This is a genomic window from Caballeronia sp. SL1002 (assembly GCF_057814995.1).
The window spans coordinates 2,119,982-2,134,963 of sequence record NZ_JBYMUW010000002.1 but is presented as its reverse complement, the minus strand read 5'-3'; the positions used below and the strand labels follow the sequence as shown (position 1 = coordinate 2,134,963).

Sequence of the window (14,982 nt, the reverse complement as noted above, 5' to 3'; positions counted from 1 at the left end):
ATCAGAAGGGCAGATTGCTGCACAGCCACGGCGAGTAGTGAACGATCATGCGCTGGAACGGCGCGTGATGCCCGTAGGCGATGGATGAAACGGCGAGCAGTCCGAGGCCCGCGAGCACCGATCGCGGCATCCGGCGCGGCTGGCTGAAAAAGCGCCGCAGGAACAGAAGCGCGATCCCGCCGCCAAGCAACCATCCCACCACCACTTCGATCGGCGTGTGCGCGTCTTCCACTACCCGGCCGACACCGATCGTCGCTGCAAGGAGGAGTCCGGCCACCGCGCCCGCGCGATGCCAGCGCGCTCTCGCGCTCCCCGCGACCAGCGCGATCGCCACGGTCCAGACGGCGGCGGCGAGCATCGTGTGGCCGGAGATCACGCGAAATTGCACCGAAGGAATTTCGACGCCGCATCCCGCATAAAGAATCTTGCTCGCGCCGACGAGCGTCATGCCGACCGCCAGTACGGCCAGCCAGCGCAGCGATTCGCGGCGGTCGGCGGCGTGCAGCCACATCGCGCAGGCGAGCGCGAGGGGCAGCAACAGCGCGGCATCGCCGAGATTCGTGATCCAGCCGACCGCCGCCCAGCCGAAGTCCGTCATTCTTCTTCCAGCTTGCGCCGGCCCGCCAGCCGGTATTCCGTCGGCGAGATCGACAGGCGTTTGCGGAAGATTTTCGCGAGACCGTCGCCGCTGCCCGCGCCGCAACGCCGCGCGATTTTATCGACGGGGAGATCGGTTGCCGCGAGCAGCATGCAGCTTGCGTCGAGCCGCGCGCGCAGCAGATATTCGGACGGCGTGAGGCCGATCTGCGCCTTGAAGCGGCGCAGGAAATTGCGCTCGCTCATTGCGGCGACACGCGCGGCGTCGGCGATGGAAATAGGGCGGATGTAGTTTTCGCGCATCCAGCGCGCCGCTGCGTCGATTTTCTGACGCACGCCGCCGGTGTCGGTGTCGTCGAGGACAGTGGCGAGCTTCGGCCACGCGCCCGGAATCGAACGCTCCGACACTTCGCGCGCGACGCCCGCGCCGTGGTCGCGCTTGATGATCGAAAGCGCCGCCGCGATCGGGCCTTTCGGGTCGTCGAGCGTGAGCGTCTGTTCCGCGATCACGAGCGAGTTCGCGAGCGCGGACGCCGCGGCGGAATCCTCGGCGAAGTCGAGCGAGCGGTTATGGAGCGAGAGATTTGCGGCGTCGAGAATCTGCGAGCCTTCGCCGATCGCCTTCACGAACGGTATTTTTGGCGCGACGCGGGCGAGACGGCGGCGCAGGACGACATCGTGCCGCGCCTGCTGCGCGCCGACGCCACCGGCGATAAAAAGCGCGTCGCAGTCGTTCATCCAGCGCGATTCGAGGCTTTCCGCCCAGATGCGCATGGAGCAGCTGCTCGCCACGCTGCCGCCTTCGCTCGACACGAACATCAGCGCGTAGTTCGGCTCCGAGCCAGTGGGTTCGTGGGGCGCGGCGTCTCCTCGCGACTCGTGAAGTTCGTTGGCCAGCGAGAAGACTTCCGAGATGGAACTGACTTCGACCAGCGAAAAGCCTTCGAAAATAAGTATCCCGATGCGGCGCGCCATCGCGGGCGGCGGCGCGTCCGATTCCGAACGGACGACCTGAAGCCGTCCCATGCTGTTCGCATATCCCATCAACAGTCTCCGTGTCCGATAACGTGTAGCGGGAAGCCATCTCTTATGCGTCGCACTATACGCGGCGCATGCAACACATCGTCCGGGTAGTCGGAAAAGCACGAGATGTTGGCAGATGGTTTCGATATTCGAGTAATAAGCTGGGTTTTCCCTAGTCGGACGAATGACGCGCGGCGCGCGGGCTTGTGTAGCGCGCTTTTGACGTGCCGTTTCGATGCGGCCCCGAACACCAACCCTAAATAAAAGAGGCGAGCATATGCTCAAGGTACGCAAGGCGGTTTTCCCGGTCGCGGGGCTCGGTACGCGCTTTCTCCCCGCCACCAAGGCGAGCCCGAAGGAAATGCTGCCCATCGTCGATAAACCGCTGATCCAGCACGCCGTGGAAGAGGCGGTGGCGGCCGGTATCACGGAAATGATCTTCGTGACCGGGCGCGGCAAGCGTGCGATCGAGGACCATTTCGACAAATCCTATGAGATCGAGGCCGAACTGCAGGCGCGCGGCAAACAGCAGTTGCTCGACCTGGTGCGCAGCATCAAGCCGAGCCATGTCGATTGTTTCTACGTGCGTCAGGCCGAGCCGCTCGGTCTCGGCCACGCGGTGCTGTGCGCGGAAAAGCTGATCGGCAACGAGCCGTTTGCCGTGATGCTCGCCGACGACCTGCTGGACGGCGTGCCGCCCGTGCTCTCGCAGATGATCGACGTGTTCGATCATTACCATTCGTCCGTGGTGGGCGTCGAGGAGATCGATCCGGACGATTCGCGCTCGTATGGCGTGATCGACGGCAAGCCGTGGGACGACCGTCTCTACAAGATGTCGCGCATGGTGGAGAAGCCGGAACCGGCGTTGGCGCCGTCGAATCTCGGCGTGGTCGGCCGTTACGTGCTGATGCCGCGCATCTTCGAACATCTGCGCCGCCAGAAGCCGGGCGCGGGCGGGGAGATTCAGCTGACCGATGCGATCCAGTCGCTGATCGCGCATGAGCAGGTGCTCGCGTATCGCTACGACGGCAAGCGCTTCGATTGCGGCAGCAAGCTCGGGTATCTGAAGGCGACGGTTGAGTTCGCGCTGCGTCACCCGGAAGTGAGCGTGCAGTTCGAGGCTTATCTGCGGGAGTTTTTCGCGGCTAAGAATGAAGCGAAGGTGAAAAGCGAAGTAGCTGTTACGGACGAGGATGCGGAATTGACGGATCTGGCTGCTTGATGGAGGAGGTCTAGCCGGCTTTGCGTGCAACGCACGGAAAGCCGGAATTAGTTCGCTATGCAATGACTTCGTTGCAGTGACTTCGTTGCGATGACTTCGTTGCGATGACTCAGGCCCGCCTTCGTGCGGGCTTTTTGTCGACGTGCGTGAGCATTGGCGGGCCGCTTTTCCTGAGCGGCCCGCTTTTTTGTGGCCCGCGCCCCCTATCGAAAATACGCTTTCGTATTCTCGTGTACGTCCTCGCGTCTGAGCAGGTCGGTGGGCAGAATCCACGCGTAATCGCTGTGCTGATCGAAGCGGCCGATCGGCACCGTGCCGCCGAGCGTCATCGCGTATGCGAGCACGACGTAATGCGTGGAAATGCCGGGCGCGCCGGAAAAGTTATCGCCGTATTTATGCTCGAATACACCGAAAAATCGCGAGGCCGAGCGTTCGACGCTCGCCACGCCCAGTTCGTCGTTGACGATGCGCGTGAACGCGCTGTCGAGCGACTCGTCCTTCTTGATCCGGCCGCCGGGCACGAACCACGTGCCCTTTGCCGGCCGGTTGCGCCGCTGTCCTACGAGTACGCGCCGATTGCCGTCGGTGACGATCAGGTCGATCGAGATGAGCGGCGTCAGGCGAACGACGTCCAGGAAATCCAACTCGCTAAGCATCATGGCTCCGCATTATTGTGTTATTCAAACCGCGCCGGTGTCCGCGCGCGCGGCTGCATGCCGTTTTGATTTTATGGTTCGCAGCGCCAGCCATCCGACAGTCACCCCAGACTGTCAGGCGCGTTTTAACCGTGTGGTTCACATCGTGAGGTAAAGCGGGATTGCTGCGATACCGCGCGTTTTTACGCGCGGCATGCACCGTTAAGGCGAATTCAGTTTAGCCCGCCGCAACTGCGGCGGCGACGCCGTTGCACTGGCGAAAACCGCCGAATGATCGGCAGCGCGGGCCAATCGCACACGTTGTGGGAACGCTTGTCACGGCGCTTCTAAACCCGCCGGCGCGTTGACGTTTGCGCGCATCGCGGCGGCGTTGTCGGAGACGACATAGAGCGGCGCTTCGCTTAAGCGCAACTCGATGCGTCCATCCGCATAGGGCTTCGTCGCGGCGTTGCCCATCATGTCGAAAACGACGACCTTGCCCGACGTTCCCGCGCTGTCGACGATGAGCGAATAGGGCACGGCGCGGATCGCATCGAAGCCGTTCTTCGCGGGCCACGCGGCGTTATCGTGACTCCATAGCGCCGTGACGATGCGGCCACCGTTGAGCCGCTGGAACGCATAGGCATAGACGCCCTTCGGCGTGTCCTTGACCGCGCCGAGTGTGGTCGTCCCGTCGATCAGGCGCGTCATCGCCGCCACGCCGAGCGCGGCGGGCTTCGGGCTGATCTGCGTCTGGCCGAAGCCGCCGCCCGCGTTCACGAGATCGAAGAAGAGCCCGTAGCCCACCTCGGGCGGGTCCGCTGCATAGAACACGAAGCTCACGTCCGCGCCTTCGCCGAGCAGGATCAGATGCGTGCGCGCGACCACCGCGCCTTGCGCATAAAGCACGTTGGCGCTCGGCGTCGACGCGCCGTATTTGCTGCCAATGTCGTAGCTGATGCCTGTCTCGGTGATAAAGAGTTTCGCGCCGGGCTTCATTGTGTCCGCCATGACCCGGCGCAGCGCGCGCATCGAGGCGGGCAGCGATTTCGCGGCGTTGGCCGGGTTCGCGTCGCCATCGAAACGCTCGGGCGGATGCGACGGCGACGTTCCGACGTCGTAATAGCCATGCGCGCTGATGCCGTCCAGATACTTCGCGATACCCAACGGCGCGAGCCGCTTGAGCCATTCGGTATTGGTGCCGAGCATCGCGAGCGTCACGCCCATGACGACCGCGTGCGGATCGCTCGCGTGGATGCCTTCGTAGGTCGCCTTGTACATCGCGACGAGATTGGCGTCGGTGTCGCGCCACGGCAAGCCGCCTTCGTAATCCGGCTCCCACGTGACCTGATAGTAATTGTTCGATTGCGTCGGGAAGTACTTCGTGCGCACGCGGTCGGACTCCTGTCCGACCTTCTTCATGTACGCCTCGTATTGCGCGAGCGAGGCGGGCGCGTAGCTGTGCGTGTCCTTGCCAGTCTTGTTCGCCCAGCCGGGAATGCCGTCGAGCTGGATCAGCCGCAGCAGGTCGCCGGGTTTCAGATACGGCGACACGTTATCCGCCGATGGATTGAACGTGTTCGGCGCTTTCGGCTCGGTCACGTACCAGTTGCGGTTGTCGTTGACCCAGGTGAGGCCGAGCTCGGTGTAGAGCGGGCGATAGCCATCGCCGGAACAGCAGGTCTCGCCCGGTTTCAGATACGCCGTGCCCTGGCCGCCGAACCGGTGCTGGTCCGCGTGCGCGTAGTTCACGGGCGGCAGCGCGCGCGCGATATCGGGCAGCACGCCGAACGTGGCGATGCCCGCGGGCCGCGTGCCGCGCGAGGGTAGCGTGGCGTGCTTTGAAGCTTGATTCGAGCCGAGCGTCGCCGCGATGGCGAAGTAACCCGCCGCCTCGGATTTGCAGGTCAGCGTGTAGGTGGCCGCGCCCGCCGCGACCGCTATATTGCCGCTCGACTTCACGGTGCCCCAGGCGTCGCGGATCGTCCACGCGAGGGTATCGGCGGAGGCGGTGCGCGTGGTGAACGCGATCCGCACCGGTTTGCCAAGCGCGAACAGGCGTGTGCCGTTGCCGCCGGGGGTGTCGGCCTCGACAGCCGCGCCGCCTGCCGGTGCGCCAGTGGACGCCGTGGCCGCCGTGGCCGCCGATGGTGCGCCGCAAGTCAACGGCAAGCTCGCGGCTGGCGCGTCGGCCCGAGGCTGGGCGGCGGCTTCCGGGGTTTCGGCCGGCGCGGAGGCGGCTTGATCGCATCCGCAAATCGCCAGTGCTGCCACGCAAATCGTGGCCGTGCCGAAGTGTTGTACCCAGACGACGCCAGACTTTTTCATCGCGACGTTGGGACTGAGCGTTTTAGCGGCTGATTTCATGGTTTCGCCCGGGGTGAACGGCGGTTGTACTGCGTCGATAAAGATGAGCTTCGCCCGCGGGATCGGCCGTGATGATGCGCGAATGAAACGTTTTTCGATCGATCTGACAAATGTGCGCAAGGTCGGCCCGCCGAGGCTGAATTTCGGCGCGGTCGGCGCAAAACGCGGCAATCGGGGCGAACGTCGGCGGCCTTGAAACCCTTACTGCGCGGCCCTGCCGGGTGAGTACGCTGGTTTTGCGCCGTATCGAAACGAGGATATGACACGCCCCCGCCAAGCACCAGCCATTGCACTGACGATTGGCGGGTGGTGCCAGCATCGAGCGGGCGGGGATTTGCGCGCGTATCGCGTTGCACATCGACCACGGTCGCGATCCGCGTCTAGCCTGTTACAAGTCCGTTACAAGTTCGACGCATTCGCGTTGTCACGCGCGAGCACATCGCAATCGCCTCGCTTCGGTCTCTTTTACCGATACGCACGAGCCTCGCGTCGATGCGAGCGGCGGATATTTCTCCCGCACGCGCGGAGGCTTCCGCCGATTCTTCACACCCTTGAAACCGACCGGCCGACCGTTACACGATCCGATCCACCAAGCGCCGCGCGACGCGCGCCGTTAGTGCCTAAACCGTGTCCGACCAGGACAGGCAAGGCTCCGCGCCGAAATGGGGCATTTGACTGTCCGCGGTCATGGTGCGTCGCAGCATCATTGATCCTACGAAAATGTGCGCTGGGCAACGGTTTAGAGCAGACGAATGCTGTTAAAAGAACGCGTGATCCGTATGTGCGGAACCGCATTTATGGAGTTGCATCGATTAATCAAATCGATTAATCCGGCGCTACTGAATTGCAATATGTATTAGATGAATGCGGAATCAAATCGGTAATGAGCGGACTTTGAGAATCGAAAATCCCGGGCAGTCAATGTCGTTCAGTCCGGGATGATGTTTCAGAAGTGCAACAATTGTGAATTATCCCTGGATGGGGTTGCCAGACCGGTGCGCAGTGTGTACACCGCAAACCCTTACAGATAAAGGCTTCGTGACCAAAACGCAGGGCTCGTCGAAAGCCTTGCGCCATGCACCATCCTGTCACGTGGCGAACGGGCGTTTCAATTTAAATCGAAGGCGCAATAGCGTTTTCGGGGAGGCTTTTTCAATGTGCGCTCCGCCTCATACAAATACAATTTCCCGTAAAACACGATGAAAACCATGAGCATAAAAAACATTGTCTGTTTATGATTCTCCCAGCGGAACTAATCCGCCAACAACTCGCCACCATCGGTCACGGCACCCCGGCGTAAATCGGGGATGTGCATGATGCAGCGCAATGGCAGCGACTTTTCAATAAGCCTTGGATTCACGCATGTTGCAGAGGATGACCATGCCTTACGCCAGTCTCGAACCCGCGGTCATGGGGTGGTTGCCCACTTCGACCCGTAGCACGCAGTCCGAGGTACGACGCATCGCTATCCTGCTGTTCGACGGCTTCTCGCTTCTCGGAGCCGGAATCGTGGCCGAGGTGTTCCACATGGCGAACGAACTCGCCGCAGCGAAGGCGAACACGGCGTGTACCTACGACGTGCGCTTTCTCTCGGTGGAAGGCGGCAACGTCGCGTGTTCGTCGTCGGTGCGCGTTTGGACGGACGGTATGGATGCACGCCATTACGGCGGTTTCGACGCGCTGTTCGTGGCCGGCGGGCGCGGTGCGGACGGTGCGGCGGGCGACGAACGGATCATCGAATGGGTGCGGCGCGTTCACGCCAAGACCACGGTGGTCAAGTCGATCTCCGAGGGCCGCAAGGTGCTGGACGCAGCGGGTATCGGCAACGCGCACGAATCCCATGCGCGTTACGGCTCGGCCGCGATGCACCTGGCCCGCGACGAGCAGGGCGCCGACGCCGGCGACCGCTATGAGTCGATGAAGGGCGCGCTTTTGATCGTCAAGCGCGATCTGGGCCTGGAAGTATCGCGCGGTGTCGCCGAGCGGCTGATGCCCGGCTCCGCCGCGAAGCTCGTCTCGTTGCTCGGCGATAGCGGGGCGGCATCGGCGGGCGACAAGATCCGGTCGGCGGCGCGCTGGTTGCAGGACAACTGCGAGCGGCCGATTTCGGTGGTGGACGCGGCGCAGGTCGCCGCGATGAGCGAACGCAATTTCCTGCGCCGCTTCAAGATCGAGATGGGCATTACGCCGTCGGATTATCTGCTGCAGGCGCGGCTCGCCGTCACCTGTGCATTGCTGACCGATTCGGAACTGCCGGTCGACAAGATCGCGCGGCGAAGCGGCATGGGCAACGGCGACCGGCTCGCCAAGATCTTCCGGAAGCGGCTTCTGATTTCTCCAACCGAATACCGGATGCAAAGCCGGCGCGATACGAACGGTTAACGCGTCGTCAGTTTGAACCCAAGAAATTCCAGTTCCAGAAAGTCTAACGAGGTAGTCCAGGCCACGCGGTCTGGCGATAAGCCATTCGATAAACCGCTCGGGCAGAACGTCCGAACGCAAGAACTTGCAGGCGGGAGTCCTAAGATGAAAGCAAACGAAGTACAGGCAACAGGGGCAGCAATGGAAAGTGGCGCGGCGGATGCAGTGCCGGCGCGTTGCCGCCTCGTGCCGGTGATCCTCGCGGGTGGTTCGGGCACGCGTCTGTGGCCGATGTCGCGCGAGCAGTTTCCGAAGCAACTGATCGGCATTGTCGGCCCGGATTCGCTGCTCCAGGCGACCGTCCTGCGCATGAAGGATTTCCCGGCCGGCTGGAAAGTCGCGTCGGATCCGATCATCGTGTGCGGTGAGGAACATCGCTTCACGACCGAAGAACAGGTTCGCGAAAGCGGCGTGAGCGCTCGCATCATCGTCGAGCCGGCCCGGCGCGATACCGCGCCTGCGCTGACGCTCGCGGCGTCGCTCGCGTGCGCCGACGGCGAAGACGCGATCATCGTCGCCATGCCCGCCGATCATTCGATCGCCGATCTGCCCGCGCTGCATCGCGCGATCGCGGTCGCCGCGAACTACGCGCAAGACGGCGCGATCGCGACGCTCGGCATTCCGCCGACCCGCCCCGACACCGGATTCGGCTATATCCGTCTCGGTGCGGCGTTCGAAGACGGCGCGCAACGCATCGAGCGTTTCGTCGAAAAGCCGGCCGCCGAACTCGCCGCGCAATACGTCGCGTCGGGCAATTACTGGTGGAACAGCGGCATTTTCGTGGTGCGCGCCAGCGTGTGGCTCGCGGCGCTCGAACGCCTGCAGCCGGAGATGCACAGCGCGTGCGTCGAGGCCCTCGCGCAAGGCCGCGCCGATGGCGCGTATCTGCGACCGGACGCCGAAGCGTTCAACCGCGCGCCGTCGGATTCGATCGACTACGCGGTGATGGAGCGTATCGGCGACGCCGGTTCGCCGTGCCAGGGCGTGGTCGTGCCGCTGGTCGCGGGCTGGTCGGATCTCGGTTCGTGGGACGCCGTCTGGGACGCGATGGAAAAGGACGAGTCGGGCAACGTGGCGAGCGGCCGCGTGGTGTTCGAAGGCGCGACCTCGAGCTACGCGCGTTCGGAAGGCGGGCGGCTGGTTGCGTGCGTGGGCACGACCAACATCATCGTGGTGGAGACGGACGACGCGATTCTGGTCGCGGATCGTTCACGCGTGCAGGACATCAAGGGCCTCGTTTCGAGGATCCGTGAGGAGCACGCGCCGGAAGCGAACGCGCATCGCAAGGTGCGCCGGCCGTGGGGCTTTTACGACTCGATCGATCACGGCGACCGCTTCCAGGTGAAGCGCATCGTGGTCACGCCGGGTGCGCGCCTCTCGCTGCAATTGCACCATCACCGCGCGGAACACTGGATTGTCGTGTCCGGCACGGCGCTGGTCACGCGCGGCGACGAAGAGTTTCTGCTGAGCGAAAACGAGTCGACGTACATTCCGCTCGGCGTCCGGCATCGGCTTGAAAACCCGGGCAAGGTACCGCTCGAAATCATCGAAGTGCAGTCGGGTACGTATCTGGGTGAGGACGACATCATCCGCTTCGACGACACATACGGACGCAGTTGACACGAATCAATTCCGCTACGGCCGGCTGACGGCAGTTCGGGGAGAGAGAAGATGCGCGATACACAGGGCTTGCTGGCACGTCTATTCGACGTCGCCATGATCATCACCGGCGCGGCGCTCGCGTCGTACATCCGCTTCGATCATATTTCGGAGCACAGTTTTTTCGCAGCGTTCGTCGCGTTCGCGGCGGCGTTCTCGCTCGCGCTGTTCCCGACCTTCGGGGTCTATCAGTCGTGGCGGGGCCGCTCGAAACTCGTGCTGGCGAGCCAGGTGTCGCTGGCCTGGCTGATCGTGCAGGCCTGTGCGCTCGTGCTGATGTTCTCGCTGCACCGGCTCGATTACGTGTCGCGCCTGTGGTTCGCTTACTGGACTGCGATGTCGGGCGGACTGCTGATCGCCGGACGCCTCGTCACGCACGTCGTGCTGGCCCGCATGCGCAACGCCGGCATGAACCTGCACACGGTCGCGGTGGTCGGTTGCGGCAAGCATTGCGACGCCATCGTGCGCAAGATCGACCGCTCGCCGACTTCGGGCTTCCGTGCGACCGCCGCCTATAACGCGACGCCGGACACGGTGCAGTTCAACACGCGCGTTCCGGTGTTCGAAGAGCACGATGCGTTCGTCAACTATGTGCGTACGCAAAACGTGACCGAGGTCTGGCTCGCGCTGCCGCTGTCGCACGAACGCACGATCATGAAGTTCGTGAACGAGTTCCGCGAAGACCTGATCAACGTGCGCTTCATTCCCGACGTGCGCAGCCTCGCGCTGTTCGAAGGCGGCATGACGGACCTGCTCGGCGAGACGGCCATCAATCTGGTGGCGTCGCCGCTGTCGGCAAGCTCGCTCATGCAGAAGGAAATCTTCGACCGCCTGTTCGCCGCCGCCGCGCTGCTCGCCGTTTCGCCTGTGCTGATCGGCTGTGCGCTCGCCGTGAAGCTGACCTCGCGCGGACCGGTGTTCTTCCGCCAGCGCCGCAAGGGCGCGGACGGACGCGTCTTCCGTATCTACAAGTTCCGCTCGATGCGCATGCACACCGAGCAGGCCGGCGTCGTCAAACAGGCGACCCGTAACGATCCGCGCGTGACCCGCGTGGGAGCGTTTTTGCGTCGCACGAGCCTCGACGAACTGCCGCAGTTCATCAATGTCCTGTTCGGGGATATGTCGGTGGTGGGACCGCGTCCGCACGCGCTGGAACATGACGACCTCTACCAGAAGGTCGTCTCGGGATACATCCATCGCTATCGGATCAAGCCCGGCATTACGGGTTGGGCCCAAGTGAACGGTTTCCGCGGCGAGACCGATCTGATCGAAAAAATGGAGGGACGTGTTGCGCATGATTTGTACTATCTGGGTAACTGGTCGTTCGGACTTGATATGCGAATCATTTTCGCGACGATCTTCAAGGGATTACGCCACACCAACGCTTACTGATGCAGGGGACGACCACAATGTTTAACCAACAACAATCAAGCAGCGCCGCGCCGGCCACGGAACGTGCTGCACCGGGAACGCGATTCGGGGCCATTGCGACGGCCGCCACCATCTGCGTAATGCTGTCAGCTTGCTCGTTCGCACCGGGCATGCGCATGTCGACGCCTGCAACGCTCGCCGAAACGAGCACCGACAGCGGCGATCCTGCAACCGAAGTGAATATTCCGATCACCCCGATCGACCTGACGCTCGTGCGCAAGATGCGCGCATCGGCACAGGGCGACGCCACGGCGGCGGATCCGCTGGCGCCGCTGTACACGAAGCCGGGCCCGTATCTGCTCGGACCGGGCGACGTGCTGCAGATCGTGGTGTGGGATCACCCCGAACTCGTGGCTGCACTCGGCCAGCCGGCGCAGAACGTCCGTACCTCGGACGCGGGTCCTGGCTTCGTCGTCGAGTCCGACGGCACGCTGACGTTCCCTTATGTAGTCGGCTCGATCAAGGCCGGCGGCAAGACGGCCGAACAAGTTCAGCGCGAGGTGTACACCCAGCTGAGCAAGGTGTTCGTGAAGCCGCAGGTCACCGTGCGCGTGTCGTCCTACCGGGCGGGACAGGTGTATATCGACGGCGAAGTGCGTCTGCCGGGTTCGCAGCAGATCAACGACATTCCGATGACGCTCACCGAAGCGATCGGCCGTGCGGGCGGTTATACGGCCGCAGCCGACCAGGGTCGCCTGCAGCTCGTGCGTGACGGCGTGTCGTATCCGATCAGCGTCGCGGGTCTCGTCGAGAAGGGCAAGAGCCCGAACGCCATCATGCTCAAGCCGGGCGACACGCTGCGCGTTTCCGCCCGCGATGAAAACGGCATCTACGTGATGGGTGAAGTGAACAAGCCCGCGACCGTGCTGCCGATGAAGAACGGCAAGCTCACGCTCTCCGACGCGATTTCGCAGGCCGGCAGCATCGACCCGCTGACGTCGAACCCGCGCGAACTGTACGTGATCCGCAACGGCCAGACCGACAATCCGTCGATCTACAAGCTCGATGCACGTTCGCCGGTCTCGATGCTGCTCGCGAATAACTTCGAGCTTCAGCCGAAGGACGTCGTTTATATCGATAACAACGGTCTGGTTCGCTTTAGCCGCGTGCTGAATCTGTTGTTGCCCGCCATTAATGCCGGCCTGACTGCCGCCATCGTGACGAAGTAAGCGATGAAATAAAAGGATCAGGTATTAAGGTAGTAAGTTTTACGTAACGGGATTCAGGTTTCACGTTTTAAAAAGTATTAGGTATTAAGTAATAAGAAGCGCACATAACGCAAAAAGTAAAAAGTATAAAAAGTAAAAAGCAAAAGTGACACAGACCACGGCGCGCCCCCCGGGGGGGCGCGCCGACCCGAAGCAGTAGTCCGACTGAGTGAGCGACACCATCATGGCAATCAACTTCGATACCCGATACTCGGACGTCTCGACCGGAGACGAATTACGTTTGTCCGATTATCTGGCAGCAGTACTGGGGAACTGGCGAATCGTGGCGGTTGTAACGCTTGCGGTCGTCGCATTAGGCACGGCATACGCGTTTTTAGCGCCGCCGGTTTATCGCGCCGACGCAATGATTCAGGTTGAAGAAGCTAATAACAATAACAATAATAATAATGCTAATGCGGTTCAGACGGTGTCGCAGATGTTCGATGCGAAATCCACGACCGCCGCGCAAATCGAGTTGCTGCGTTCGCGGCTCGTGGTCGAGGACACGGTGCGCAGCCTGCACCTCGACATCACCGCATCGCCGCGTTATTTCCCGGTGATCGGCGGCTTGATCAGCAGCACACTGTCCACCTTCGACATCCCGATGCCGGCAGGTCTCATGTCCCGTTTCGCATGGGGCAATGAGTCGATCAGCGTGCCGCTCTTCGATACCCCGAAGGAGCAGTACGGCAAGACCTTCACGCTGACGGCGGGCGAACACGGCGCCTATGTGCTGAACGACCCGGACGGCATCGCGATTCTCAACGGCCGTGTCGGCGAGGAAGTGAGCGGTCAGTCGACGCTCGGCCCGGTCCGTATCAAGGTCGACCAGCTGGTCGGTCCGGCAGGCTCGCAATACGAACTGCAACGGGCGTCGACGCTCGGCACCATCGACGCGCTGCAACGCCGTCTCTCGGTCGCTGAAACGGCGCTGCAGTCTGGCATTATCGGCGTGAGCCTGGAAGGCGGCGACAGCAAGCAGACGACCGCGATCGTCAACAACATCGCCCGCCGCTTCGTCGCTCAGGACGTGGAAAAGCGCTCGCTCGAAGCCGAGCACACGCTTGACTTCCTCGACCAGCAACTGCCGCAACTGCGCGCCCAGCTCGACCAGTCGGAACAGCGCTACAACACGTTCCGCAATCGTCAGGGCACGGTCGATCTCTCGGAAGAGAGCCGTCTGCTGCTGCAACAGATCGTCGATAACAAGACCAAGCTCACCGATCTTCAGCAACAGCGCGCGGAACTGTCGCAACGCTTCACCGCGAACCATCCGTCGGTCGCCGCACTCGACGCACAGATCGGCGCGCTGTCCGGTGCCCAGACGCGTCTCGGCAAGAGCGTCGCTGTCCTGCCCGATACCGAGCAGACCGCGCTGCGTCTCCTGCGCGATGTCCGCGTGAACACGGAGCTGTACACGAACCTGCTCAATAGCGCACAGCAGTTGCGTATCGCGAAGGCAGGCCAGATCGGCAACGTGCGCGTGGTGGACTTCGCCGAAGCCGCTGACGACCCTGTTCGTCCGAAGCGCCTGATCGTGATCCTCATCAGCGCCGGTATCGGCCTCGTGCTGGGCATCCTGGTCGCGTTCGTGCGCAAGTCGCTGTACGGCGGTGTCGAGCGTCCGGAAGAAATCGAACGTCAACTCGGCGTGCGTGTGTTCGGCATCGTGCCGCGCAGCGGCGAGCAGCTTCGCCTGCAACGCAAGGTCGGTCTGCGTCACGAAGGCATGCACGTGCTGGCCGCCAAGGCGCCGGAAGACGCAGCGGTGGAAGGCATTCGCGGTTTGCGTACGTCGCTCAACCTGCAACTCGCCGATGCTCGCAACAACGTGGTCATGCTGACGGGCTCGCGTCCGGAAGCCGGCAAGTCGTTCCTCTCGGTGAACCTCGCGACGCTCGTCGCTTCGTCGAGAAAGCGCGTGCTGCTGATCGACGCCGACATGCGCCGCGGCGACATTCACTCGCACTTCGGCGTGCGTCATCAGCCGGGCCTGTCGGACGTGCTGATGGGCGCGGAAGCCGGATCGGCCGTGCTGCACGACGTGCTGCCGGGCGTGGACCTGCTGACGAAGGGATCGCTGCCGTCGCATCCGGCCGAACTGCTGGAAAGCGACCGCATGAAGGAAATGCTCGACGAACTCGCGCATCAGTACGACCTGGTGATCATCGACACGCCGCCTGTGCTGGCTGTCACCGACGCCACGGTCATCGGCAAGCACGCCGGCACCAGCCTGCTCGTGGTACGCCACGGCAAGAACCAGGTGCCGGAGATCGGCGAGGCGATGAAACGTCTTGCGCATGGCGGGGTGAACATGAAGGGCGTGCTGCTGACCGACGTTCCGCAATCCAGGCTGCTGATGGGCAGCACCTATGCGGGCTACTACGGCTACGAAAGCATCGCCGAATAAGCATTACAA

General features: G+C 62.8%; 11 protein-coding genes. 7 read left to right on the top strand and 4 right to left on the bottom strand.

Going from position 1 to position 14,982, the window contains the following annotated elements; translation table 11 throughout:
• Nucleotide 1: 1 nt before the first annotated feature.
• Nucleotides 2-598, bottom strand: a complete 597-nt coding sequence (locus AC3D25_RS12340; RefSeq protein ID WP_488888664.1) for a phosphatase PAP2 family protein — start codon at nt 596-598, stop codon at nt 2-4.
• Nucleotides 595-1,641, bottom strand: a complete 1,047-nt coding sequence (locus AC3D25_RS12335; RefSeq protein ID WP_488888663.1) for a GlxA family transcriptional regulator — start codon at nt 1,639-1,641, stop codon at nt 595-597. Before AC3D25_RS12335 ends, AC3D25_RS12340 begins: the two co-directional genes overlap by 4 nt.
• Nucleotides 1,642-1,897: 256 nt before the next feature.
• Between AC3D25_RS12335 and galU the strand changes: the two genes are divergently transcribed.
• A complete protein-coding gene (gene galU / locus AC3D25_RS12330) occupies nt 1,898-2,842 on the top strand; it encodes a UTP--glucose-1-phosphate uridylyltransferase GalU (RefSeq protein ID WP_488888662.1) in 945 nt (314 codons plus the stop codon).
• Between the two features lie 203 nt (nt 2,843-3,045).
• On the opposite strand, the gene AC3D25_RS12325 is transcribed toward galU, so the two are convergent.
• Together AC3D25_RS12325 and AC3D25_RS12320 are read right to left on the bottom strand one after the other, a co-directional pair.
• The gene (locus AC3D25_RS12325) at nt 3,046-3,498 is read right to left on the bottom strand and encodes a GDP-mannose mannosyl hydrolase (RefSeq protein WP_488889679.1); all 453 of its coding nucleotides are present in this window, start codon (nt 3,496-3,498) and stop codon (nt 3,046-3,048) included.
• A gap of 315 nt (nt 3,499-3,813) precedes the next feature.
• Nucleotides 3,814-5,844 carry a hypothetical protein gene (locus AC3D25_RS12320; protein ID WP_488888661.1) on the bottom strand — a complete coding sequence of 677 codons (2,031 nt, stop codon included), beginning with the start codon at nt 5,842-5,844 and terminating at the stop codon, nt 3,814-3,816.
• 43 nt (nt 5,845-5,887) lie between these two features.
• On the opposite strand from AC3D25_RS12320, the gene AC3D25_RS12315 reads away from it, so the two are divergent.
• The 6 genes from AC3D25_RS12315 (at nt 5,888) to AC3D25_RS12290 (ending at nt 14,973) form a co-directional block, all read left to right on the top strand.
• Nucleotides 5,888-6,040 carry a hypothetical protein gene (locus AC3D25_RS12315; RefSeq protein WP_488888660.1) on the top strand — a complete coding sequence of 51 codons (153 nt, stop codon included), beginning with the start codon at nt 5,888-5,890 and terminating at the stop codon, nt 6,038-6,040.
• A 1,184-nt stretch (nt 6,041-7,224) separates the two neighbouring features.
• On the top strand, nt 7,225-8,226 hold the full coding sequence (locus tag AC3D25_RS12310) for a GlxA family transcriptional regulator (protein WP_488889678.1): 1,002 nt from the start codon (nt 7,225-7,227) through the stop codon (nt 8,224-8,226).
• A 144-nt stretch (nt 8,227-8,370) separates the two neighbouring features.
• Nucleotides 8,371-9,885 (top strand): mannose-1-phosphate guanylyltransferase/mannose-6-phosphate isomerase, encoded by a 1,515-nt coding sequence (locus AC3D25_RS12305; protein ID WP_488888659.1) that lies wholly within the window; start codon nt 8,371-8,373, stop codon nt 9,883-9,885.
• A gap of 51 nt (nt 9,886-9,936) precedes the next feature.
• Nucleotides 9,937-11,316 carry an undecaprenyl-phosphate glucose phosphotransferase gene (locus tag AC3D25_RS12300; protein WP_488888658.1) on the top strand — a complete coding sequence of 460 codons (1,380 nt, stop codon included), beginning with the start codon at nt 9,937-9,939 and terminating at the stop codon, nt 11,314-11,316.
• A gap of 17 nt (nt 11,317-11,333) precedes the next feature.
• Nucleotides 11,334-12,524: a polysaccharide biosynthesis/export family protein gene (locus tag AC3D25_RS12295; protein WP_488888657.1), complete on the top strand. Its 1,191-nt coding sequence runs from the start codon at nt 11,334-11,336 to the stop codon at nt 12,522-12,524.
• 223 nt (nt 12,525-12,747) lie between these two features.
• Complete coding sequence (locus AC3D25_RS12290; protein WP_488888656.1) at nt 12,748-14,973, top strand: polysaccharide biosynthesis tyrosine autokinase; 2,226 nt, start codon at nt 12,748-12,750, stop codon at nt 14,971-14,973.
• The last annotated feature ends 9 nt before the right edge of the window (nt 14,974-14,982 follow it).

Excerpts from the sequence above, each read along its gene's own strand:
- AC3D25_RS12315 (WP_488888660.1), top strand. The coding sequence starts at position 5,888 with ATGAGCTTCGCCCGCGGGATCGGCCGTGATGATGCGCGAATGAAACGT.
- AC3D25_RS12305 (WP_488888659.1), top strand. The coding sequence starts at position 8,371 with ATGAAAGCAAACGAAGTACAGGCAACAGGGGCAGCAATGGAAAGTGGC.
- AC3D25_RS12310 (WP_488889678.1), top strand. The coding sequence starts at position 7,225 with ATGCCTTACGCCAGTCTCGAACCCGCGGTCATGGGGTGGTTGCCCACT.
- AC3D25_RS12340 (WP_488888664.1), bottom strand. The coding sequence starts at position 598 with ATGACGGACTTCGGCTGGGCGGCGGTCGGCTGGATCACGAATCTCGGC.
- galU (WP_488888662.1), top strand. The coding sequence starts at position 1,898 with ATGCTCAAGGTACGCAAGGCGGTTTTCCCGGTCGCGGGGCTCGGTACG.
- AC3D25_RS12325 (WP_488889679.1), bottom strand. The coding sequence starts at position 3,498 with ATGCTTAGCGAGTTGGATTTCCTGGACGTCGTTCGCCTGACGCCGCTC.
- AC3D25_RS12295 (WP_488888657.1), top strand. The coding sequence starts at position 11,334 with ATGTTTAACCAACAACAATCAAGCAGCGCCGCGCCGGCCACGGAACGT.
- AC3D25_RS12290 (WP_488888656.1), top strand. The coding sequence starts at position 12,748 with ATGGCAATCAACTTCGATACCCGATACTCGGACGTCTCGACCGGAGAC.
- AC3D25_RS12320 (WP_488888661.1), bottom strand. The coding sequence starts at position 5,844 with ATGAAATCAGCCGCTAAAACGCTCAGTCCCAACGTCGCGATGAAAAAG.
- AC3D25_RS12300 (WP_488888658.1), top strand. The coding sequence starts at position 9,937 with ATGCGCGATACACAGGGCTTGCTGGCACGTCTATTCGACGTCGCCATG.
- AC3D25_RS12335 (WP_488888663.1), bottom strand. The coding sequence starts at position 1,641 with ATGGGATATGCGAACAGCATGGGACGGCTTCAGGTCGTCCGTTCGGAA.